The sequence below is a fragment of the Pseudomonas sp. GW456-E7 genome (assembly GCF_059424105.1).
The window spans coordinates 34,983-58,373 of record NZ_JBWKZB010000041.1 but is presented as its reverse complement, the minus strand read 5'-3'; the positions used below and the strand labels follow the sequence as shown (position 1 = coordinate 58,373).

The following is a 23,391-nucleotide window of genomic DNA, read 5'->3' as shown; positions in this document are numbered from 1 at the left end:
GCCCCGCTCCCACAAAAAACCACGCTCGTGCGCCTCGGATGCCATCGTTTTTTGCGTACCCCCGGTTTCCAGCTACAAATGATGGGTGGGTTGAGTGTCCGCAAGCCTGACAGCGATTGTCACGGGTCGGACATCGATGGATGGCTGCGGTTTTAGGGATGGGCAGGCGCATGGCTCAAGGCAAGTATCGCTCCGACATAGATGGGCTGCGCGCTGTCGCGGTGATTGCAGTGTTGCTGCATCACCTCAAGGCGAGCCTGTTGCCCGGCGGCTACGTGGGCGTCGACATCTTCTTCGTCATCTCGGGATTCCTGATCACTTCCCAGGTGTTTTCCGAGGTCAAGCGCAATGCGTTCTCGCTCAAGGGCTTTTATCAGCGGCGCATCAACCGCATCGTGCCGGCGCTGGCGACGGTGCTGCTGGCGACCGTGATCGCCGGGGCCTTCATCCTGTCTCCGGTCGATCTGGTCCGGCTCAACGTCAGCGCCCTGCTCTCGCTGCTGGGCGTCTCGAATATCTACATCTGGGTCAAGTACGGTAACTACTTCGCCGCCGATGCCAGCGAAGCGCCTTTGCTGCACACCTGGTCGCTGGGTATCGAAGAGCAGTTCTACGTCATCTGGCCGCTGTTCATCGTGTTGCTGTATCGGCTGGCGCCGCGTTACGTGTTGCCCGTGCTGGCCATCGGCGTGGTGCTGGCGGTGGGGGTTTCCGAGTACGCGACGGGGGTCTTCGCCACGGCCGCCTACTACCTGCTGCCCACGCGTTTTTTCGAACTGATGCTGGGCGGGCTGTTGGCGATCTACCTCCATTCACCGCGCGTAATCGGCAAACGGGCGGCCCATGGCTATGCGCTGGCGGGCTACCTGCTGATCGGTTTCTCGCTATTTGCCTTGAACCCCGACTCCACCTTTCCCGGGATCAACGCCCTGATTCCCTGCCTGGGCGCCGCCTTGCTGATCCTGGCCGGCAGCGGTGAACGCCACTCACGCTTGCTCACCAGCCGGCCCATGGTGTTTATCGGCCTGATCTCCTACTCGCTGTATTTGTGGCACTGGCCGCTGATTGCCTTCCTGAACTACGTGGAAATCCCCATCGACCTGCCCGTGGGCGCGCTGCTGATGGCCGCCTCTGTCCTGCTGTCGTGGCTGTCCTGGCGGTACGTCGAGGTGCCGTTTCGCCGTACCGGGGCAGGCCTGCACTTTGCCCGGGTGTTCACCCGCCGGTTTGCCCTTCCGGCGTTGGGGCTGGCCGTGCTGGCGGGGCTGAGCCTGCAGTTCAACGGTTTTCCACAACGCTTCAACGCCGACGTTTCAGCGCTTGAAGGGATGACCCTGAACAAGCCTGCCGAGGTCCGCCGCGGCTGCCATGTGCCCAATGCGCTGTACCAGACCGAACCCAATGAGCACTGCCGATTGGGTGCAACCAAGGATGAGCTGGACGGCATCATGATCGGCGACTCGTTTGCCAATCACTTCACCGGCATGGTCGACATTCTGGCCAGGCCCGACAACATGATGCTCATGGACTACACCATGGACTCCTGCCCGCCGATCCTCGGCTACACCGCCGAAATGCCTCCGGTGTATGCGGCCCATTGTGCGAAACGCAACGAGCGGGTGTTCAGCCTGATCGAGCAGAACAAGTATCGCTACGTGGTACTGGCGGCGATCTGGCCCAAGGATGACCGGGCCAGGGATCTGGTCGAAGCGAGCCTGCGGCGGGTGGTGGAGAACAGCGGCCAGGTGATCGTCATCCTGAGCAACCAGCACATCGAAAAGGCCGCGAGTTGCCCGATTCGCCGGCTGATGTTCGGCACCGGCCGCAACTGCTCGGTCGCCCAGAGCGCTCTGGCGCCCTATTGGGCGGACGTGCGGGCCAGGTTCCCGCAGATACGCTTCATCGACCCCAACCAGGTGATATGCCCGGCCGGCGTGTGCAGTCCGATCATCGAGGGTCAGTTGCTGTACCTGGACGACTCACACTTGAACGAAGTGGGCTCGCGGTTTATCGGCCACACCTTGCTCGATCGTGGCTTCTCCCTGCTGCACGACCCCAGGGCGAAACCGCAAACCGCCGACGCAAGGCGGGGTGCCAGCGTGGTCAATTGACGCCGCTTCCCCGCTCACGGGCGCTCCGGTAGAAGGTGCGCCCGGCTCATGAAAATGCCATTGGCCAGCCCCCCGTCGACCTGTCAGATCATTGAATTTTGCAATGACCTCGAAAGGCAACATGCCAATAGATTGTCGGTCGATTCTTGACGCTGGCATATCGCCACATACGCGCAAGAGCTGTCGGACCTTGGGGAAAAGCGTCAATAAACCGGTGACTCAAATCTGACACACTCAAGCTGCTACAGCCCTTGTATTTCGCGGCTTACGACCGTTTATCGCTTTCTTTGGACTCTCGCCAAAAGCCCGAAATCGGGGGAAAACCCAACACTGGTGCGAGGTTGATGGCATTTGGCCCCCCCGAGTTTGGGGGTGTCTTGCCCTTTTAACATGCCGGATGGTTGACGCGGTTTTCCGAGGCTGGTCTATACCCCTTTTTACAGTTTTCACTTCGCGACTCTCCACCGTCTTACGAGGCACGCCAATATGGACGTGAGCGTATTTGGTACGGGCTATGTTGGCCTGATACAAGCAGCGGCACTGGCCGATGTCGGGCATCGTGTCCTGTGCGTCGACATCGACCCGAACAAGATCCGGCAACTGCAACAGGCCGTGCCACCGATCAGTGAGCCAGGGCTTTCCGCCACCCTTGAAGAAAACATCAAGGCCGGTCGCCTGCTCTTCACCACCCAGGCCAGCGATGCGGTGGAGCATGCCGATCTGATCTTCATCGCCGTCGGTACGCCCGCCGACGAAGACGGTTCCGCCGACCTCAGCCATGTGCTGAACGTGGCCCGGCAGATTGCCAATTACATGGAGGCCGACCGCACCCTGATCATCAAGTCCACGGTGCCGGTCGGCACGGCGGACCAGGTCAGTGCCACCGCTGTCGAAGAGTTGCAGCGCCGCGGCAAAGGCTCGTTGAAGGTTCGGGTGGTGTCCAACCCGGAGTTTCTCAAGGAAGGCAGTGCCCTGGCCGATTGCATGCGCCCGGACCGGATCATCGTCGGTACCGCCGACGATGAAGCCCGCAGCCAGATGAGCGACCTCTACGCACCGTTCTGCCGCAACCACGAAAAACTGATGTTCATGGACAATCGCAGTGCCGAGCTGACCAAGTACGCGGCGAACGCGATGCTGGCCACGCGCATCAGCTTCATGAACGAACTGGCCAACCTCACCGAGTTGCTGGGCGCCGATATCGAAGCGGTGCGCAAAGGCATCGGTTCGGACCCGCGCATCGGTTACCACTTCATCTACCCCGGTTGCGGCTTCGGCGGTTCCTGCTTCCCCAAGGACCTGCGCGCCCTCCTGCACACCGCCGAGCACTGCGGCATGCCCTTGCGTCTGCTGCGTAGCGTGACCGAGGTCAACGACCTCCAGCGCCATATCCTGTTCAGCAAACTCAAGGCGCAATTTCCCGGCGGGCTGGCCGGCAAATCCATCGCCTTGTGGGGCCTGGCGTTCAAACCCAACACCGATGACATGCGCGAAGCCCCCAGCCGTTATCTCATGGAGGCACTCTGGGCCGAAGGCGCGAGCGTGCAGGCCTACGACCCGGAAGCCATGTCCGAATGCCGGCGCCTCTACGGCTACCGCGACGACCTGCATCTGTGCGCCACCCGCGATGACACACTCGAAGACGCCGATGCCCTGGTGATCTGCACCGAGTGGAAGAACTTCCGCGTGGTCGACTTCGACCTGCTGGCGAGCAAACTGCGCTGCCGGGTGATCGTCGACGGGCGCAACCTCTACAACCCGGAACAGGTGGCGGCTGCCGGCCTGCACTACAGCGGCATCGGCTTGCGCCACATCGTGCCCGAGGCCTTGCGTCCATGAAGATTCTCGTCACCGGAGCGGCCGGCTTCATTGGTGCCCATTGCGTGCTGCGACTGCTGCGCGACGGCCACCAGGTGTTCGGCCTGGACAACTTCAACAGCTACTACGACCCGCAACTCAAGCACGATCGTGTGCGTTGGGTGCAGGAGCAGGCACGCCCTTTCCAGCTCGCAACGGTTGACCTGGCCGATACGCCGGCCATAGAGGCGCTGTTTGCCAGGGAGAAACCCGAGGTGGTGATCCACCTCGCCGCCCAGGCCGGAGTGCGCTACTCCCTGGAGAATCCCCGGGCATACCTGGACAGCAACTTGAGCGGTTTCCTGAACATCCTCGAAAGCTGCCGCAAGCACCCGGTCAAACACTTGATCTACGCCTCGTCCAGCTCGGTGTATGGCGCCAACCAGCACACACCCTACTCGGTGCGCGATGGTGTCGATCACCCGCTCTCGCTGTATGCCGCGACCAAGAAGTCCAACGAGTTGATGGCCCACAGCTACAGCCACCTGTTCGGCATTCCCTGCACCGGGCTGCGCTTCTTCACGGTATACGGCCCCTGGGGACGGCCCGACATGTCGCCGATCCAGTTCGCCCGGGCCATCGCCGAAGATCAGCCACTGAAGCTGTTCAACTACGGCGAGCACCAGCGGGACTTCACCTACATCGACGACATCATCGAGAGCATCACGCGCCTGATCGAGTGCCCACCGCAAGCCAATGACCAATGGGACCGCGAACACCCGGACCCGGCCACGAGCATGGCGCCCTGGCGGATTTTCAACATCGGCGGCCAGCACCCGGTAGCGCTCAAGGACTATCTGGCGTTGCTGGAAAAACACATGGGTCACAAAGCCCGGGTCGAGCTGCTGCCGCTGCAACCCGGCGATGTGCTCAACACCTGCGCCGATGCCAGCGACCTGGCACACGCGACCGATTTCCAGCCGCGCATCGAGCTGGATGAGGGACTTGGGCGCTTCGTTGCCTGGTTCCGCGCTTACTACTAACCAAGTAATTAAACATTTAACACTAATCAAATAAGTAATTAACTGACTAATACCAATTAACTAAGTAACAAAGCGATAAAAAACAATTAACTAAACAATAATCTGTTTAGCACTAACTAACTGCCTATCGCCCACGCCGCACGCGGCTGAACTTTGCGGAGGAATTATGACTGGTCATGAGAAAAGTGTGCCCCTGGATGCAATGCGCAGAGACAAGCGCATGGACCCCGAGCACCGCATGCGCATGGACGCCGCCATTCACATGCAGGGACGTGGCTGGATTACCGGTCGCGACGGTGGCCGACCCTGGACCCTGTCGCGCACCAACCGCGTGTTGGCCAGCTGCGGTGCGCTGCTGATCCTGGTGCTGATTGCGCCGGTGCTGCTGGGCCTGGCGCTGGCCATCAAGTGCACCAGCCCGGGGCCGGTGATGTTCGTGCAAAAGCGCACCGGTTACCGCGGCCGCCTGTTCGGCATGTACAAGTTCCGCACCATGGTCATCAACGCCGAGGAGCTCAAGGAGTCCCTGCGGCACCTGAACAAGCACGGCGCCGACGCCATCGATTTCAAGATCGACAAGGACCCGCGCATCACCGGCATCGGCGGCTTTCTGCGGCGCACCAGTCTCGACGAGCTGCCGAACCTGTTCAACGTAGTGAGCGGCGACATGCGTCTTGTCGGCCCCAGGCCCACTTCGTTCAACGCCTACCGCTACAAGGACAATCACCTCGTTCGCCTGAGTATCTACCCCGGCATGACCGGCCTGTGGCAGATCTCCGGGCGCAGCAATATCGATTTCGACCAGCGTGTCGAGCTGGATCTGCGTTACATCGCCCAACAGAGCCTGCTGCTTGATTTGAAGATTCTGTTGAAAACCCCTTTCAAAGTATTCAGCGGCCACGGAGCGAGTTAAATGGACGGTTCAACTGCTAAAAGCCTCAGCATTGCCAGCCCGAGCGAGTCCAACCTGACATCGACCGTGCTGGACCAGGACCTGCGGATCCTGTTCCTGACCGCCGCCAACCCCGGCGCGGGCACCACCACCAGCGCCCTGGCGCTGGCCAGCCAACTGGCGCAGATGAGCAGCGGCCTGGTGCTGCTAGTGGACGCCAGCCAGTCGGCGACCAACCTCACGCAACAGTTGGGGTTGACCCGGGAACGGGGGTTTCACGACTTGCTGTTCAACACCCAGAACCCGCCCTTGTTGCAGGACTGTGTGGTGGACGTGTCCAGCCTGCCGTTCCACGTGCTGCCGTTCGGCCGCCACTCCCGGGGCAACGAACACCTCACACCGGAACGCCTGGGCCCGCTGCTCGATCAACTCGGCAGTCAGTACCGCTTCGTAGTGATCGATGGCGATGCCGTGTATTCGGATTCCGACACCCTGGCCATCAGCACCCAGGCGGACGGCGTGGTCATGGTCGTGCGCTCTGAAGACACTCGCTGGGAAGTGGCCCAGGCCGCGGCCCAGCGCCTGAGCCAGGCCGGCGCGAAACTGGTCGGCAGCGTGTTCAACCGACGCAAGTACTACATGCCCAAGTGGCTGTACAAAAACCTGTGAGCCACCAGAAAGGATGACGCCATGAACGCCAAGATGCTTGTCCTGCTGTTGCTGCCGCTTGCAGGTTGCTCCAGCACTTCCTCCGACCAGTCCCAAAGCATGCCGGTGCAGATCCTCACGGCCCCGCCGGCCAATGCCCAGGCCACCGACGTGCCCAAGGTCGAGCAGACCTTGCGGCCACAAGATGTACTGGACGTGATTTTCCACATCAGCACCAGTGGTTCCGACGCCTATCGCGTGCAGTCCGGGGACATGATCTCGCTGAACTTCACCGCCGCCAGCCAGCTCAACGGCAACCAGTTGGTGCTACCCGACGGCACCATTGAACTGCCAGGGGCCAACACCTCGGTGAAAATCGAGGGGCTGACGCGCGATCAGGCACGCGAAGCGATTCAGCGCGCCTACGACCGCAAACAGCTGTTCCAGCCCAACCGCAATCAGCTGTCGGTGAACCTGGTGAGCCCGCTGACCAATGAACAGAACCTCAAGTCCGTGCTCAACCACCCCGGCACCGGCATGAGCCGGGAAATCACCGTGGGCACCGACGGCTACGCCAGCTTCCCGGAAATCGGCTCCGTGCCGCTGCAAGGCATGACCGTCAACCAACTGGAGGCCTACCTCAATAAACGCTACGCCACCTTGCCGGGCCGCATGACCGTGGACGTGCTGCTCAAGTCCACCGCCGGCAACGAGATCTTTGTGCTGGGTGAAGTCGGCCAGCCGGGCTCCTACCCGATCCGCCGCCCGGTATCAGTGCTTGAGGCCCTGACCATGGCACGCGGCTCCAACGTCAAGGCGCGCCTGGACTCGGTGATGATCATGCGGCGCAACGGCAACCAGGTGGTCGCGCATCGTTATGACGTGGAGAAAGCCTTGTCCGGCGATGCCTCGCAGATCGCCTACCTGCAGGCGGACGACATGCTGTACGTGCCCAAGACCAAACTGGCCAGCGCCGGCGAACTCGCCCGGCAACTGGCGGACGTGGTGTTGTTCCAGGGCGTGGGCATGAGCTTCAGCTATCGCGTCGACAACAAAGACAGCAACGACTAACTCACAGGTGACCGCCATGAATCCAAAGGAAAACTACCTGCATGAGTTCTTCAGGATCTTCTTCGCCAACAAGCAATTGGTGAAACGAGTATTCCTGATCTTTGCAGTGATCGCCGTGGTCTTGCCGCTGATGCTCAAGCAGAGCTTCGATATCACCGCCCAGGTGATCGTGCAGTCCAAGAAGCTCTCCCAGGGGGATGCCACCAGCACCCTCAACCAGGAGAACGCGTCCTTCATTCCGCCGTCGCTGGCGGACATGGAGACCGAGAGCAATATCCTGCGTTCGCCGGCCTTGATTCGCCAGACCATCGACCAGTTGCGCGAAAAGGGTGAGTACACACCGCCCGTGAGCGTCTTCAACAAACTGCTGGTGCAGCCGTTCAAACGGTATGTCAGCAATCCCGTTCGCGAGCAGGTGATCAACCCGCTTCGCAACATGCTGGGGCTGCAGACCGATCCGGTACGCGACACTGCGCTCGATGTCCTCACGCAGGAAGCGTCCGACGCCCTCAAGGTTGAAACCTTGCCAGGCTCCAACGTGATCTCGATCGTCTACAGCTTCCCTGACCCGGCCCAGGGCACCCGCTTCGTCGCCGCCCTGCTGCAGAACTACCTGGTCAACCGCCAGGAAATGCAATCGATCGACCTGCCGCAGAGCTTCTACGAAACCAAGAAATTGCAGTACCAGGTGCGTCTCGATGGCCTGGAAGCCAACCGCCTGGCCTTGCTCGAAAAGATCGGCTCGTCCGATCCCAAGGAAGAAATCACGTTCCGCCTCAACGCGATCAACACCGAGGAGCAAGCGCTGAACCTGTATCAGGACCGGTTGCTGCAAAGCCAGCGCTGGCTCGAATACCTGAAAACCAACCTGGCCAGCGCCAACAACGCCCGGTTCAACGACTACACCTTCCCCTACACCTTCACCACCACGGTCGACAACGTCGCGTTCGAAGACCGCGAGATCAAGCAGCTGGGTGAGCAACTGACGACCCTGGTCAGCCGCTACATGAGCGACCTGGCGATCTTCCAGCCCAGCAGTGAGCCGATGCTGCTGGCACGTGAGCAGATCACCCGCACCCGTGGGCAGTTCCTGAAGATTGTCAGCAACCGGATCCAGGAGCGCACCAGCGACCTGGCGACGGTCAGCTCGGTCATCGACCAGAAAACCGCGCGCATTGCCGAGTTCAAGAACCGCATCCACCAGTTGCAGGAAACCCAGAGCAAGCTGCGGCAGATGGACACCGAGATCGATGCGTTGCATGCGGCGTTCTCCACCTATGCCCAGCGCTTCGCCGAAAGCAGCACCGCGCGTGCGCTGGACAACGACCTGTCCAACGCCCGGGTGCTCAGCCCGCCGTTCGAACCGACTGAGGCGGCGTTTCCCAAACCGCTGCTGATCATTCCGTTCGGGCTGTTCACCGGTCTGCTGCTGGCGATTGCCCTGGTCTACGTGCGTGAGTTCTTCGACCACCGCTTCAAGCACCCTGCGCAAATCAGCCATGAACTGGGCTTGCCGGTGCTGCTGGTGCTCAACGATCAAAGCGTCCTGCCAAACAATCCGCACAAGAACTGGAGCGTTCCGGCCCTCGTGCATTGGGTGCGCAATTGAACGCGGCGCTCGGCACCCCCCGCGACCTGCCGATCATTCATTTGCTCAGCAGCGGCGGCTTCTATGGGGCCGAGCGGATGCTGCTGGACCATTGCCTGGCGACGCCGGGGCAGCACCAGGTGCTGTTTCTCGATGCCCCGCCAGAGCTGATCGCGCGTTTTCGCCAGGCCGGTGTCGATTGCCTGGGCTGCGCGGGCCTGGGCGCGTTGCTGGGGCATTTGCGCCAGCGTCGGGACCGGCGGCCACTGATCAATACGCACAACTTCAAGGGCCTGCTGTTCGGCTGGGTCGGCGCCACGCTGTTGCGCCTGCCCCTGGTGATCACCCAGCACGGCTTCACCCCGCGCAGCCGCAAGCAGAAGTTCTACACCTGGCTGAGCCTGCAACTGTGCCGCACGGCTTCGGTGGACCGGGTGGTGTGTGTCGCCGAAAGCATTGCGGTGCTGCATCGCCAGGCCAACGTGCGCACGGACAAGTTGCAGGTGATCCCCAACGGCTTGCCGGCGGCCAACGACCTGCTGCCGCACAGTGGCGCACGTCAACGCTGGCTGGCCGGTTACGTCGGGCGCCTGAGCAGTGAAAAAGGCCCTGACCTGTTTCTCGATGCGCTGATCCCGTTGTGCCAGCAGTATCCGCAACTGGATGCGGTGATGCTCGGCGACGGGCCGGAGCGGGAAAGCCTGCAGGCGCGCATCGACGAGGCCGGCATGCAGGCACGCATCACCTTGCCGGGTTACCAGACCGACATGCGCGCCTGGTGGCGGCAACTCGATGCGCTGGTGATCAGCTCGCGCACCGAAGGCACGCCGATGATTCTGCTCGAAGCGATGCAGGCCGGCGTGCCGGTGGTGGCCTTTGGCGTCGGCGGGATTCCCGATGTCGTGCAGGACCGCCACAACGGCCTGCTCGCCGCGCCCACCGACAGCGCCGCCCTCGCCCGCCAGATCGGCACGCTGGTGCGAGACCCGGCACTGGCCGGCGAGTTGATCGACAACGCAAAACGTACGCAACGGGATCGCTACGACCTCAAGGCCCTGGCCGAACGCTGGTCGCAGCTTTACATCCGCACTGCACGGGAGGCACGCGCGTGATTTTTCCACTCTCGATCGTCAGTTTGCTCGGCCTGGTCTGCCTCGGTCTGCTGGCCAGCCCCTATCCGTACCTGGCGCCGGGCGCGGTGCTGGGCCTGGTGGGTGTCGCGGTGCTGTACCGCAAGCCGGCCTGGGGCCTGCTGGGCATTGTCGCCATCCTGCCGTTCGAGGGGTTGTTCAAGGACAACGCGTTATCGGGCTCCAAGTTCCTCGGAGCCTCGCTGGCGCTGGTCCTGATGCTGCAACTGGCGATTCGGCAACTGCCGGCCGATCGCCTGCGCAGCAATATCTGGCACTTGCTGGTCGGTTTCATGCTGCTGTACCTGCTGAGCCTGTTGAACACCGACGACATGGGCATCTCCCTGGGCCACCTGCGCGAATTGAGCGTCGGCCTGATTCTGTTTGTCATCACCCTGCTGGTGGCGCGTGAGTTGAACCTCGACATGTTCGCCCGGCTGGTCGCCATCAGTGTCGCGGTGACCTGCGCCATGGCCATGTTCTCCACCAAATACCAGGACGCGGGCCGCGCCTCCGGGCTGCTCAAGGACCCGAACAACTTTGCCCTGCTGATCGCCTTCGCCGTGCCCATGGCACTGTTGCTGGTGGTGCGCAGCCCGAACCTGTTGCACCGGTTGTTCTGGGGGGGCTGCACTCTCCTGTTGCTGGGCGGCATGACCAAGACCGATTCCCGTTCCGGGCTGGTGGTGTTGTTCCTCAGCCTGTTGATCGGTGCGTGGCATTACCGTGCGCAGTTGCCACGCATTCGTCCGCGTCACCTGGGCTTTGCCATGCTCGGCCTGGCGATTGTGATTCCGCTGGGGTTCTATGCGATGCCGGCCGGTTACGTGGAGCGCATCCAGTCGCTGAGCATCCTCAGTTCCGGGGCCAAGAGCCAGGACCCGTCCCTGGGCCGTCGCGCCTCCTACATTGTGGTCGGCAGCTCGATGATTGCCGAGAACCCCTTGCTCGGCACCGGCCCCGGCACCTTCCCGCTGCATTACGCCACCACCGGTTACGCCAAGGCCTTTTCCATCAAGGGCGAGACGCAAGACCTGTACCGGCGCGCCCACAACACCTACCTGGAAATCTTCAGTGAACTGGGGATTCCCGCCGGCCTGATGTTCGTCGGCATGCTGGCGCTGGGGTTGTACAACCTGCTTCGCGCCCGCCGGGCCTGGCTGTTGCGCGGGGACGCAGCGCGAGCCGATGTGATGACCCACCTGAGCATGAGTTTTCTGTCATTGACCTTGTTCCTGATGTTCCTCAGCGCGCCGAACCACAAATACCTGTGGATCATGCTCGCGTTGACCAGCGTGCTGCGCACCAAGGCCGAAGACGCCCCGTTGACGGAGGCCAAGGCATGACCCGCATCAGTATCGTCATCCCGATGTACAACGAAGCCCGGCACATCGCCCGGACCCTGTTTGCGGCACAACATGCCGCCGATGCGGCCAGGGTGGAATGCGAGTTGATCGTGGTCGACAACGGCTCCGACGACCAGGGCCCGCACATCGCCCGGCAGTTCGGCGCCCAGGTGCTGGTCCTGCCCGGCCTGCTCATCGGCGCATTGCGCAATCGCGGCGCGGCGATCGCCCGGGGTGAATGGCTGGCCTTTATCGATGCCGACATCGAGATGCCGGAGAACTGGTTCGAAGTGCTGTTCGACCTCGAATCCGTCGGCCAGGCCGATGTCATGGGGCTTGACCTGCACACCCCGGCCGAAGCGCCGTGGTACGCCGATGCCTGGCAGCGCCGCACCTTGCGCCCCGATACGCAGCCGCTGCATGCCGTGCAATGGCTGCCCAGTTCCAACCTGCTGATGCGCCGTCGCTGGTTCGACAAGGTTGGCGGTTTCAATGAACAACTGCGCACCGGCGAGGACAAGGAACTGACCATGCGCCTGGCCGACGCCGGCGCCAGGCTGCGCTCGGTGAACCAGAGCGTGGCGCTGCACTGGGGCTACGAAGGCAGTTGGCGCGAATGGATGGGCAAGGAACTGTGGCGCCAGGGCAGTCATCTGCAACTGTTGCGCACCCATGGCCCGAGCCTGCGCCTGCTGCGTTTTCCACTACTGTCGATGGTCGCCTGGGGGATCGACTTCCTGGCCATTTCCGCCCTGCTCGACGGCTTCCCCCACCATGCGGTGCTGATGCTGATGCTGACTCTCCTGCCCGCCCTGGGCCTGAGCCTGCGCCAGAGTGCCAAACACCACGACCCGCGCCTGACCCTGCAACTCTGGGGCCTGCACTGGGTGCGCCTGCACCTGGCGGGCGCCGGATTCATCCTCAGCCTTTGTCATTGGAATGCCAGGAGGCCCGCCCGTGGCTGAATTCATTTTCTGGTTGTGCCTGTTGCTACCGGTCTACGCCTACCTCGGCTATCCCCTGTTACTGACGTTGCTGGCACCCTTTTATCGGGCACCGCGTCACGGACCGGCGCAACCGATGGACGTGAGCATCGTGATTGCCGCCCACAACGAGGCGCGGCATATCGAAGAAAAACTGCGCACCGTGCTGGCCCAGGATTACCAGGCCCGCTCGCTGCACATCATCCTCGCCAGTGACGGTTCGACCGACGACACCGTGGCCTGCGCCCGCAGGGTCGATGACCCGCGCATCAGCGTGCTCGACCTGCCCCGCCAGGGCAAGGCGGCGACGCTCAATGTCGGGGTCGCGATCAGCAGCGGCGCGATCCTGGTGTTCACCGACGCCGACAACCAATGGTCCACCGACACCCTCGGCCATCTGCTCGCACCGCTCAACGACCCGCAGGTCGGTGGCTGCGCCGGGCACATGGTGATCCCGGTGACCGGCAAGGGCCTGAGCATTGGCGACAGCCTGTATCGGCATTACGAAGGCTGGCTGCGCTACGTGGAAAATCGCACCGGCTGCATGGTCTCCGCCGATGGCGCCTTGCTCGCCCTGCGCCGCGAGTTGTTCCAGAACGTGCCGGCGGAGGTCAACGACGACTTCTTTATCAGCACCTGCGCACCGGCGGCCTTCAAAAAGATTGTCTACGTGCCCCAGGCCCGGGTCATCGACCAGGGCGTGGACGAAGCCGACAAGCAGTTCCGCCGCCGTCAGCGGGTCACGGTCGGTGGCCTGCAAAGCCTGGCCCAGCGCCGCGAGCTGCTCAATCCGCTGACCCACGGCCTGTATGCGATTGCCCTGATCAGCCACAAGCTGATCCGGCGACTGGCGCCGATCCTGTTGCTGCCGTTGCTGCTGAGCAATTTCTGGTTGTGGGAAGACCACGACTTCTATCGCCTGAGCCTGATCGCGCAACTGCTCGGCTACACGGTGGCCATTGCCGGCCTGCTGGATTCGCAACACCGCTTGCCCAAACCCTTTCGCCTCGCCGCGTTCCTTCTGGTGACCCTTGCCGGGATGAGCATTGGCCTGTGGCAGTTCCTGCGCGGTCAGCGTTACGCCCAATGGAACCCCGAGCAAAATCGATGAGAGATGCGTGCCATGGCGATCAAGCAATTGTTAAAACGCACCAGTGGCTGGCTGTACCTCAATTCCCCGGTCGGGCGCAATCAACTGCACGGCGCCGGGGTGATCCTGATGCTGCACCGGGTGCTGGCCAGCGACCGGGCCGCCGCACTGCCCCATCGCAATGAACTGTGCGTCGGGCCAAAGGCGTTTGAACACCTGCTGCTGTGGTTGAAAAAACACTTCGACTGCGTGCCGCTGATGGACATTCTGCAACCCGGCACGCCGCGCTCGGAGCGGCCGAAAGTGGCGCTGACCTTCGATGACGGCTGGCGCGACAACGCAGTGAATGCCTTCCCGTTGCTGCGGGAATACCAGGTGCCGGCGAGCATTTTCCTGTCCACCGATTTCATCGGCAGCCGCCAGCGGTTCTGGTGGGAAAGCATCGGCGAAACCCTGTGGAACAGCCATGGCGAACAGGCACGCCGGCACCTGATCGAACGCTTGCAACTCGCGGGCCGTCCGTTGCCGACACTGTGCGATGACCCGGACGAGCAGCGCCGCAGCCTGGCGTTGCTGAATTTCCTGCAGAGCCTCAAGACCCTGTCGCCGTCGGACCTCAATCGCCTGACCGACGACTGCCCGCAGGAGTCGTTGCCCCAGGCGCTGGACTGGCAGCAGGTGCGTACGCTCGAAGCGTCCGGCCTGGTGCGCTTCGGCCCCCACGGTGCCAGCCACGCGATCCTCACCGGTCTCGACGATCAACGCCTGGACGAAGAACTGCGCCGCAGTCGCGACGCGCTGCTGCACGGTTGCAACCGGCCGCTGCCGGTCTATTGCTACCCCAATGGCGACAACGATGCGCGGGTGCGCCAACAGGTGGCCAGGCATGACTTCCCGTTTGCCCTGGGCACCGGCACCGGCATTTATCGAGGGACCGAAGATCCGCTGGCCCTGCCGCGCTTCGGCGTCAGCCAGCGTACCGCGTGCAATCCCGAGTTGCTGTCCTGGCGCATCTACCGTGGGGCACGTCCATGAGCCGCAGCCACTACCTCAAGCATCTGGCCCTGAGCATGGGCACCAAACTCGCGATGATCGCCTTGCGCTTGCTGCGCAACGTGCTGCTGGCGCGGATTCTCGGCCCCAGCGAACGCGGCCTGTTTGCCTTGCTCAGCACCCTGCCCGACCTGATCAGCGCGGCCACCAGCGGCGGCTTGAACTCCGCGGTGGGTTATCAGGCGGCCAAGCAGCGACCGATGGGATTGCTGCTCAGCCAGGTGCTGGTGTTCGGTTGCCTGCTGGCGGCGTTGCTGACCCTGCTGGTGGTGGCGCTGACCCGCGAGTTCGGCAGTGAACTGGACATCACCACGCAATTGGGCCTGCTCGCCTGGCTGTTGCTGCTGGCGGTGCCGCTGACGGTGCTCAAAAGCGGTTTGCTGACCTTGCACAACGCCTCGGGCGGCGTAGTCGCCTTCAATGCCTTGCGCCTGATCGAGTCGCTGGTGCCGCTGTTGCTGTTCCTCGCCTTGTTCTGGATGTGGCAAAGCGCGGCGCTGGAAGCGGCGCTGATCAGTTGGCTGGCGGGCATCAGCCTGGTGGTGCTGGTCGGTTGGGTGTGGCTCAAGCGCAACCAGCCACTGACCCTGCAATGGGACCGCGCCAGCCAGAACGAACTGCTGCGCTACAGCGCCCGCAGCCATCCGGACCTGCTGTTCCAGCAAGTGATCCTGCGCTCGGACTACCTGTTCATCGGCGCCCTGCTCGGCAGCACCGCGCTGGGTCACTACGCCATGGCCAGCGCTGCCGCCGAGTTGCTGTTGATCGTCCCGGAAGCGGTGACCACGCCGCTGATGAAACGCCTGCTGCAACAGGAAGACGGCATCGACAAAGTCACGCCGCTGGCCTTGCGCCTGACGGCCACGGTGATGCTCGGCGCCTGCCTGAGCATGGCGCTGATCGGTGAATGGCTGATCGTCACGCTGTTCGGCGTGGCCTACCAACCGGCCTATCCGGCATTGCTCGCCCTGCTGCCGGGCCTGCTCGGGCTGTGCTACGCGAGCATCCTGCGCCTGGACTTGCTGGGCAAGAATCGTCCCGGTTCGATTTCGTTGTTGATGGGCCTCGGTGCCCTGCTCAACCTGGCGCTGAACCTGGTGCTGATCCCGGCCTACGGCATCGTCGGTGCGGCGGCGGCCTCGTCCATCGCCTACCTTGGGGTGACGGTCGCCCTGCTGGTGATGTATTGCCGCCTGAGCCAGGTGCCGTTCTGGCAAACCCTGATCATCCTGCCCAGCGATATCGCGCCGATGCTGCTGGTGCTGCAACGGAAGTCGGCATGAAGTATTTCGCGCTGCTGGTGAGCCTTGGCCTGAGCGTCGACGTCTACGCCGGGCCGATGCGCTGGGCCGATATCCGCGACGGCAGCCTGTACCTGCAAACGGATCGCCCCGACACCCTGAGCGTGCAATGGGTGGCGGCGTGGCAGGCCGGGGCCAACGAAGAACATCTGTATCTGCTCGATGGCCAGGGCAAGCTTGCGGGCGAACGGGCGATTGCCGCCGCCGAGACCCAGGGCAGCCAGCGCTGGCCACTGGCACCGGGTGCCAGCAGTTATCGCCTGGAGATTCCGGGCTACAGTTTCCGCCGCTACCGCGTGGAACACGATGAGCGCACGGTGGCGCTGTTCGCACCGGCCAAGGTGCATTTCAGCGCGGAAACCCGTGATGGCGACGAGCTGTATTTCAAGGTCGCGGCCGGCGAACACGCCGTCCTCGCCGGCAAGTTCCACGATGGTGTCCAAACCCTGCAAGCCCAGCGCGTGGGCGACGGCAAGCAACTGACGTTGACCCTCAAGCCCTACCGCGCCTATTGGCAATTCGACAAGGCCGAACTGCCGGTCGCCGACAGCGATCAGGTCTGGCGTCTGCGCCTGCAAGGCAGCGGCAAGGCGGCGTTCTGGCTCGATGGCACGGCCAATCTGTTCGCGCAGAATCCGCAACAGCTCAAGCCGCTGCACGAGGACGATGGCCGGACCCGGTTGACCCTGCACAAGGACCTGCTCGGCAACACGCCGAACCTGGGCATCGCCCTGCCCTACGTGATGCCACCGCCCGCCAGCTTTGCCGTGCTCGATGCGCTAAAACCGCAGGCGGCGACTTACTACAGCCTCGTCGACATCATGGCCACGCGGCCGCACTACGAAGACGCGTTCCGTCGCCTGTACCAGGAGCGGTTCGGCATCACCCAGGACATCACCCTGTTGGCCGGCAGCCAGCGCCAGGCCGAACTGCGCGCCGACAGCACCAGCCATGGCGGCCTCGAGGCCTGGCTGGCCGCGACCCGTGCCCTGGGCGGCAAGGGCACGCACTACATCGGTTTTGCCGACGAGCCGAACCTCAATTACCCGGACTACGCCAGTTTCCAGACTCAGTTCGACAGCATGGCCCGGCAGGTACGCGGCAACCCCGACAACGCCAGGGCCGGCGTGCGCATCGCCATCCCGGCCAGCTCGCGTTTTATCAACGGCCCGTTGTCTGACCACGCCAGCGAGCGGCGTGGCATCGATTGGGCCCGGCGCTTGCTCAAGGACAACGGCGAGCAGATTGACGCCCTGGCCTGGCACGAATGGATGATCCGCGACCTGCTCGCAACCCGTGTCTACCGCGACAGCGTGCGCCGTGCCGCCGAACTGGTGGGGCTCGACGCCCAGGGTCGGCCGCGCAAGGCCTTGTTGCTCGACCAGACCAACATGTCCAGCGGTGCCAGCCTCAGCCCTTACGATCAGGAAACCCACTACGCCTCGCTGTGGTGGGCTTCGGTGGTGATCAACGCGTCCCAGGACGGCCTGCTCGACATGCTCGGCTGGTTCCAGGCCGCGGACGAACCCGAGTACCCCAAGGGCATGCTGCGGGTGCTCGGCGATGATCATTTCGAACTCAAACCCGTCGGCCTGGCCCAGCAGTTCATCCGGCAACACTGGCTGCACCAGGTGGTGCGCCTGGACAACGATGCCTTCGAAGTCGATGCACTGGCCATGGCCGACGACCTCAAGCGCACGCTGCTGGGGGTGAACAAGGGCACGCGTTTGCAGCGTGTCGACCTCAACGGTGTGGCCTGCCCGCTGGGCAAGGGCGCCCTGCGTTACTTCGGTGCCGACAATCGCAGCCGCGACGCGCCCTTCAACTGCCGGGACGGTCGCGTGAGCTTCGAGCTGCCCGGGCAAACCCTGTTCGCCCTCAGCTGGATCGCCTCATGACCGCCCCGCTTGTGCTTGGCCGTGTCGGCATTTCGCCGCGCGCAGGAATCACTCCACTCACGGGCAATCCCGTCAGGAGCCAACAACATGAGTGCAATGCACAAACTCAGCGAACACATCAAGCAAAGAGGCCTGAGCGCCACCCTGAAAAAAATCTGGAAGCACTTCGTGTTTTCCCACCAGGAACTGCTGTGGATGGAACGTGACCTGGTCAGCCCGGTGCCACCGCACAAACTCAAGGCCTACCCGCCGCTGCGGGTCGTCAGCATCACCCCGGAGAACGCCGTGGCCTTCACCCGTCACTTTGGCGACCGGGTAGAGACCATGGCCGAACTGGCCCGCGAGGGTTACACCGGGCAAATGCACCTGGACGACAAGGGCGACGCGGTGGCGTTCATCTGGGGGGCCGCCCGCGACTATCACGACAAGCACTACTACGGTTGCTGGTTCCCGGTGAAGCCAGGGGAATTCTTCGAGTTCGGTGGCGAACTGACCAGGGCTTACTGGGGTACCCGGCTGTCGATGGACCTGCAAACCGAGCTGTGGAAAGCCATGCACGCCCAAGGCTGCAACAAGGTGGTGGACGTGTGCGAGTGGCACAACATCCCCGCACTCAAGCTGCATATACGCACCGGCTACAACGAACAGGGACGGATCATGAACGTCTACGAACTGTTTGGCCGCTGGCGCTTCTTCCGCGAAACACGCTACACCGGCTCGCGCCTGGAAACCTTGCGCAAACCGGCGCGTGAACCTGCCACCGCCGAGGCGACGTGATCCCATGACGCTACGATTCGAATGGCACACTTCGCTGTGCACCCACGACTTTCCCGCTGCGGCTTACGAAGCGTTGCGCCAGCGCGTGACGGACCACACGCCGTTCAACACCCTGGCCTGGCTATGCGCATCGGAACAGGCACTCAAACCCGGCGAGCAGTTGCACGTACTGCTCGGCTGGCAAGGTGACGAACTGGCGCTGTGCCTGCCGCTGGTGGCGTCCGTGGAGCGCTTTGCGCGTGTGCCATTTCGGGTCCTGCATCATTTGGGCTATCCCCTCGCCGACCGCCTCGCGCTGCTGACCTGGCTGGACGGCGACGCTTTAGGCAAGGCGCTGACGCAGATCCGCCAGCGCCTGCCCCATGCCTTGCTGCAATTGAACGAACTGGCCGGTGCCACGGCCCAGGCCCTGGCACCGTGGCAGGCGCTGAGTTCGACCGCCGAACAACGCCTCGGCTGTCGAGTGCCGGTGCACCTGATCAGCGAAGCCGACCATCAGGAAGTCTCCGGCGATCCGCGCTACAAACTGCGCCGCGCACGCAAACGCATCGCCGCCTGTGGCGCCCGGTTGCGGCGGATTACCCCCGACGCGTTGACCATGGGGCCGCTGTTGCAGGAGATCGCTGAAGTCGAAGCCGTGAGTTGGAAAGGCGATGAAGGGGTCGGGATCTTTTCCGATGCACGCCATCGCCAGTGGATGGACCACGCCTTCACTGCACTGGCCGCCCGCGGCCTGGTGCGCGTGGTGGTGCTGGAGCTTGAGGGGCGCTGCATCAGCTATCGCCTCGGCTTGCTGGAACAGGGCCGGCTGTACGACTACAACCTGGCGTTCCTGCCGCAATATGCCGACCTGGGCAGCGGCCGGGTGCTGCTCGAAGAGTGGATTCGCTGGGGCCTGGAAGACCACTGGCAGTGGATCGATGCGTCACGGGTCAGCCTGGAAAACTCCAGCCATCAACTGCACGAACGCATGACCGTGCAACTGGAACACTGGCGCTGGAGTTTTTACTCCTGGCGCCCGAGCGGTCTGGTGCTGGGGCTGGCCTTACGGGTCTGGCAACGCTTCAAACCCCGATTACAGCAATGGCGCGCCCGGCGTGCAGCGGCTGCAGTCGCCACCCCGGCGCCCGTCGCGACACCGGCTGTCAAAACACCTGTGCCTACGGAAAAACCCAAGGAGGCTGAACATGCCCCGGCAAGTGATAGTCAACGCTGACGACTTCGGCCTCAGCGCCTGCGAAAACGCGGTGATCCTCGGCGCGTTCCAGGCCGGGCTCATCAGTTCCGCCACCGCCATGGCCAACATGCCGGCGTTCGAAGCGGCCTGCGTCCTGGCCCGGCACCCGTTGCTCGAAGGCCGCATCGGCCTGCACTTCAACCTGACCTACGGCCGTCCGTTGAGCCAGAGCATTGTGCAGCGCCCGACCTTTTGCGACGGCGCCGGCGTGTTCGACCTCAACCTGCGCCGCACCCGCCTCTGGCTCGGGCGCCGGGATCGTCACGCCGTGCTCGAAGAACTCGAAGCCCAGTGGCAACGCTGCCTGGACAACGGCTTGCGCCCCAGTCACCTGGACTCCCATCAACACGTGCACAACATCTGGCCGATCGGCGAGATCGTCGCGCGCTTCGCCGCCCGCCAGGGAGTGCCCGTGCGTCTGGCGCGCAACCTGGGACAAAACCTCAGCCTGCCCAAGCGCGTGTTCAAGGACCTGCTCAACCGTCGCCTGAGCCACCTGGCCGGCACCACCGCCAACTATGTGTGCACCCCGGTGGATCTGCGCAACGCCGCGCCGCCGCCCGACGGACTACTGGAAATCGTCGCCCACCCGAACCGCCTCGGCGCCGACTTCGGCGATGCCTACCTGGAACCGGGAGAGTCCTTGAGTGCGTTGCTGGAACAGCGTTTGCCGGGGGTGCCGCGGGTGGCCTATACCGCCGCTGGCGAGGCTGCGCCCCACCGCGCGCAGGTGGTTCTCGAATAAACCGCAATCCCCTGTGGGAGCGGGCTTGCTCGCGAAGAGGCCTGAGCATTCAACCTCTTTGTTGACTGAACCACCGCTATCGCGAGCAAGCTCGCTCCCACAGGTTGTACACCTTTCAATCAGCTGTTTTTCCTCCCGAATACGTCCGGGACGAGCAGCTTTTTGACGCCTGAAAACTGTGTCAAGACTGATACACAACTTGAAATACATTGATGGCAAAGACATGGCCATGCACTTGCCACGGGTGATCTATACCCATCAATACCTTCACCACACACCACCAATCCTCGGTTAAAGGAGGGCTTCATGAGCGTACTCGACAAGCTTCACGAACACATCAAGCGCAAGGGCCTGGGTCGCACGTTCAGTACGCTGTGGAAGCGCTATGTGTTCTTCCATTGGGAGTTGCTGTGGATGGAGCGCGACCTGGTCAGCCCGGTACCGCCGCACAAGCTGAGGCCCTATTCTCCCGTCCGCCAGGTCACCATCACCCCGGAGAATGCCACGGCGTTTGCCAAGCACTTCGGCGACCGTGTCGGGACCATGGCCGAGCTCGCCGCCGAAGGTCATACCGGACATATGTACCTGGATGACGAAGGCCATGCGATCGGCTTCATCTGGGGCAGCACCCGGGATTATTTCGACCGTCACTATTACGGCTGCTGGTTCCCGGTCAAGGAAGGCGAATTCTTCGAATTCGGCGGCGAAATGACCCGCGCCTACTTCGGCACCCGCCTGTCCGTGGATGTCCAGGTGGCCCTCTGGGAAGCCATGGCGCTGCAAGGCTGCAACAAGGTGGTGGACGTCTGCGAGACCCACAACATCCCCGCGCTGAAACTGCACATCCGCATGGGCTACCAGGAACAGGGCCGCGTCACCCACGTCTACGGCCTGTTCGGCCGCTGGCGCTTCTTCCGCGAAACCCGCTACAGCGGCTCACGCCTGGATCCGCTACGCAAACCGGGGCGGCCGGTGGTGACGCAGGCGCAGGCGCAGGCTTGATTACGGGGTTATCCGCTTAACCGTGTTGCCCCCTTCGCGAGCAAGCCCGCTCCCACATTTGATCTGTGTCGTTCACAAATCCGGTGTGGGAGCGGGCTTGCTCGCGAAGGAGTCGCCTACATCTTCCTCAGAAAAAAACCACCTGATCGCGGAAATGTCTGACTGCTCATCTGTATCCATTTGGATACATTCGAGCAATGAATTATCTTGTCCAGCAAACCACTAATTTCGCAGCATGGCACGCCTCAATTCGCGATTTGCGGGCCAAGCTAGCTATCGCTCGTCGCATTGACCGAGCATCTGCGGGTAATCTCGGCGATAACAAATCAGTCGGTGATGGCGTTTCTGAAATGCGCGTGGACGTGGGTGCCGGATACCGGGTTTACTTCACGATGCGAGGCGGTGTCGTCATTGTCTTGCTGGCCGGGGGTGACAAGTCATCTCAAACCGCCGATACGCGCAAAAAAAATGGCAAAGGAGGTTTGACCATGAGCCAGACTTTGACGAATTTCGACATGGCGGCGCTGCTCGACAGTGATGAAGCCATTAGCGAGTACCTGTCTCAGGTACTGGCAGACGGTGACAACGAGGAGTTTCTTCGCGCTATCGGCTATGTGGTGAAAGCCCGTGGCATGACACAGATTGCCAAAGACTCGGGAATGGGTCGCGAAAGCCTCTACAAAGCCTTCGCGCCCGGAGCAAAACCACGTTTCGATACGGTCCTGAAGGTCATTCATGCCCTGGGCATAGATCTCTGCGCGCAACCAGGGCACACGGTCAATCACTCAAATCTCTGATTTGATTCTGCGCGTTATGTCGCTGACTTCACCACCACCCAGGTAAAACACAACGGCAACTGCGCCTCCTGCTGCTGATAGCGGTCATACAGTTCTTCGCGGTTGGAGTGCGGGTATTCCTTGAAGTGACGGATCTGCAGCCCTGCGGCAATGGCGGCGCCGAAGAGGTCGCCCAGGGTGTGGACGAACCAGTAGGACGGCGCGGCCGGCTGTTCGATCTTGCCCTCGTAGACGATCGGTTCGTGCTGCACGAACGGTTCGCGACGGAAGTATGAACTGGTCGGGCGAAAAGGATCGGCGGCCTCGGGGTCGAACATTTCCAGGAACGGGTGGGTTTCGTACACCACCAGCGCGCCCCCCGGTTTCAGCGTACGCGCCACATGGCGGAAGAATTCGCCGATGTCCGGCATCCAGTTCAAGACCCCGATGGTGATCAGCGCCAGGTCGAACCGCTCCTGCAGTTGTGCAGGCAAGTGGTGAATGTCCGCTTCGATGAATTGCGGCGCGTGGGGCGAGCGGGAAGCCAGTTCCCGTGCCTGCTCGAGAAATGCGCCGGACTGGTCGACGCCCACCACGCTGCGCGCGCCCAGGGCGAACAGCGACAGGCTTTCGCGGCCGTTGTTGCAGCCCAGTTGCAGCACCTCCTTGCCATCGACACCGGTCTGGGCCAGCAACGCGGTCAGGGTGTCATCCAGGCAGGAAAAATCCGCCTGTTCCACACCCTTCAACAAGGCTTGCCATTCGCTGGAGTCTTTGTGGTGACGGGCGGAGTCATTCCAGGCCTCGCGGTTGCTGGCGATGACTTGTTCTTTTGTCGGCAGTTCCATTGCACGCTCCAGGGTTCGGGTCGTCGAATTGACCGGCCGGAGTCTAGATCAACAT

At 62.8% G+C, this 23,391-nt stretch carries 20 protein-coding genes and 1 pseudogene; 20 read left to right on the top strand and 1 reads right to left on the bottom strand.

The genetic code is table 11. The features are described from left to right. Positions 1 to 170 precede the first annotated feature (170 nt). From AC07YV_RS22955 to AC07YV_RS22860, 20 genes and pseudogenes are all read left to right on the top strand, one after another. Positions 171 to 2,111, top strand: coding sequence for an acyltransferase family protein (locus tag AC07YV_RS22955; RefSeq protein ID WP_102701407.1), 1,941 nt, complete (start codon positions 171 to 173; stop codon positions 2,109 to 2,111). 486 nt (positions 2,112 to 2,597) lie between these two features. Beyond that, positions 2,598 to 3,950 carry a UDP-glucose dehydrogenase family protein gene (locus AC07YV_RS22950; RefSeq protein ID WP_102701408.1) on the top strand — a complete coding sequence of 451 codons (1,353 nt, stop codon included), beginning with the start codon at positions 2,598 to 2,600 and terminating at the stop codon, positions 3,948 to 3,950. Further along, a complete protein-coding gene (locus AC07YV_RS22945; RefSeq protein ID WP_102701409.1) occupies positions 3,947 to 4,951 on the top strand; it encodes an NAD-dependent epimerase in 1,005 nt (334 codons plus the stop codon). The genes AC07YV_RS22950 and AC07YV_RS22945 overlap by 4 nt, the downstream gene beginning before the upstream one ends. A 166-nt stretch (positions 4,952 to 5,117) precedes the next feature. Beyond that, positions 5,118 to 5,864 carry a sugar transferase gene (locus AC07YV_RS22940; RefSeq protein WP_102701410.1) on the top strand — a complete coding sequence of 249 codons (747 nt, stop codon included), beginning with the start codon at positions 5,118 to 5,120 and terminating at the stop codon, positions 5,862 to 5,864. Further along, entirely contained in the window at positions 5,865 to 6,512 is a 648-nt protein-coding gene (locus tag AC07YV_RS22935; RefSeq protein ID WP_102701411.1) for a CpsD/CapB family tyrosine-protein kinase, read from the top strand. A 21-nt stretch (positions 6,513 to 6,533) separates the two neighbouring features. Then, the gene (locus AC07YV_RS22930; protein WP_102701412.1) at positions 6,534 to 7,562 is read left to right on the top strand and encodes a polysaccharide biosynthesis/export family protein; all 1,029 of its coding nucleotides are present in this window, start codon (positions 6,534 to 6,536) and stop codon (positions 7,560 to 7,562) included. Between the two features lie 16 nt (positions 7,563 to 7,578). Further along, the gene (locus tag AC07YV_RS22925; protein ID WP_102701413.1) at positions 7,579 to 9,171 is read left to right on the top strand and encodes a GumC family protein; all 1,593 of its coding nucleotides are present in this window, start codon (positions 7,579 to 7,581) and stop codon (positions 9,169 to 9,171) included. Beyond that, positions 9,168 to 10,262, top strand: coding sequence for a glycosyltransferase family 4 protein (locus tag AC07YV_RS22920; RefSeq protein WP_102701448.1), 1,095 nt, complete (start codon positions 9,168 to 9,170; stop codon positions 10,260 to 10,262). The genes AC07YV_RS22925 and AC07YV_RS22920 overlap by 4 nt, the downstream gene beginning before the upstream one ends. Then, the gene (locus AC07YV_RS22915) at positions 10,259 to 11,626 is read left to right on the top strand and encodes an O-antigen ligase family protein (protein ID WP_102701414.1); all 1,368 of its coding nucleotides are present in this window, start codon (positions 10,259 to 10,261) and stop codon (positions 11,624 to 11,626) included. The genes AC07YV_RS22920 and AC07YV_RS22915 overlap by 4 nt, the downstream gene beginning before the upstream one ends. After that, positions 11,623 to 12,591 (top strand): glycosyltransferase family 2 protein, encoded by a 969-nt coding sequence (locus tag AC07YV_RS22910; protein ID WP_102701415.1) that lies wholly within the window; start codon positions 11,623 to 11,625, stop codon positions 12,589 to 12,591. The genes AC07YV_RS22915 and AC07YV_RS22910 overlap by 4 nt, the downstream gene beginning before the upstream one ends. Next, positions 12,584 to 13,720: a glycosyltransferase gene (locus AC07YV_RS22905; protein ID WP_102701416.1), complete on the top strand. Its 1,137-nt coding sequence runs from the start codon at positions 12,584 to 12,586 to the stop codon at positions 13,718 to 13,720. The genes AC07YV_RS22910 and AC07YV_RS22905 overlap by 8 nt, the downstream gene beginning before the upstream one ends. A 12-nt stretch (positions 13,721 to 13,732) precedes the next feature. Continuing rightward, positions 13,733 to 14,734, top strand: a complete 1,002-nt coding sequence (locus AC07YV_RS22900) for a polysaccharide deacetylase family protein (RefSeq protein WP_102701449.1) — start codon at positions 13,733 to 13,735, stop codon at positions 14,732 to 14,734. Next, positions 14,731 to 16,035: a lipopolysaccharide biosynthesis protein gene (locus AC07YV_RS22895; protein ID WP_102701417.1), complete on the top strand. Its 1,305-nt coding sequence runs from the start codon at positions 14,731 to 14,733 to the stop codon at positions 16,033 to 16,035. Before AC07YV_RS22900 ends, AC07YV_RS22895 begins: the two co-directional genes overlap by 4 nt. Continuing rightward, on the top strand, positions 16,032 to 17,951 hold the full coding sequence (locus tag AC07YV_RS22890; protein WP_102701418.1) for a hypothetical protein: 1,920 nt from the start codon (positions 16,032 to 16,034) through the stop codon (positions 17,949 to 17,951). The genes AC07YV_RS22895 and AC07YV_RS22890 overlap by 4 nt, the downstream gene beginning before the upstream one ends. Positions 17,952 to 18,038: 87 nt before the next feature. Then, complete coding sequence (locus tag AC07YV_RS22885; RefSeq protein WP_102701419.1) at positions 18,039 to 18,728, top strand: N-acetyltransferase; 690 nt, start codon at positions 18,039 to 18,041, stop codon at positions 18,726 to 18,728. A 4-nt stretch (positions 18,729 to 18,732) separates the two neighbouring features. Beyond that, positions 18,733 to 19,944 carry a GNAT family N-acetyltransferase gene (locus tag AC07YV_RS22880; RefSeq protein ID WP_102701420.1) on the top strand — a complete coding sequence of 404 codons (1,212 nt, stop codon included), beginning with the start codon at positions 18,733 to 18,735 and terminating at the stop codon, positions 19,942 to 19,944. Beyond that, positions 19,916 to 20,710 (top strand): ChbG/HpnK family deacetylase, encoded by a 795-nt coding sequence (locus tag AC07YV_RS22875; protein ID WP_102701421.1) that lies wholly within the window; start codon positions 19,916 to 19,918, stop codon positions 20,708 to 20,710. Before AC07YV_RS22880 ends, AC07YV_RS22875 begins: the two co-directional genes overlap by 29 nt. A 306-nt stretch (positions 20,711 to 21,016) precedes the next feature. After that, a complete protein-coding gene (locus tag AC07YV_RS22870; protein WP_102701422.1) occupies positions 21,017 to 21,712 on the top strand; it encodes a GNAT family N-acetyltransferase in 696 nt (231 codons plus the stop codon). Between the two features lie 197 nt (positions 21,713 to 21,909). Beyond that, positions 21,910 to 22,198: pseudogene (locus AC07YV_RS22865) on the top strand (type II toxin-antitoxin system RelE/ParE family toxin). Positions 22,199 to 22,200: 2 nt separating this feature from the next. Continuing rightward, the gene (locus AC07YV_RS22860; protein WP_007973802.1) at positions 22,201 to 22,509 is read left to right on the top strand and encodes an addiction module antidote protein; all 309 of its coding nucleotides are present in this window, start codon (positions 22,201 to 22,203) and stop codon (positions 22,507 to 22,509) included. A gap of 14 nt (positions 22,510 to 22,523) precedes the next feature. Here the strand turns inward: AC07YV_RS22860 and AC07YV_RS22855 are convergent, their stop codons facing one another. Then, positions 22,524 to 23,336 (bottom strand): class I SAM-dependent methyltransferase, encoded by an 813-nt coding sequence (locus tag AC07YV_RS22855; RefSeq protein WP_102701423.1) that lies wholly within the window; start codon positions 23,334 to 23,336, stop codon positions 22,524 to 22,526. Positions 23,337 to 23,391 lie beyond the last annotated feature (55 nt).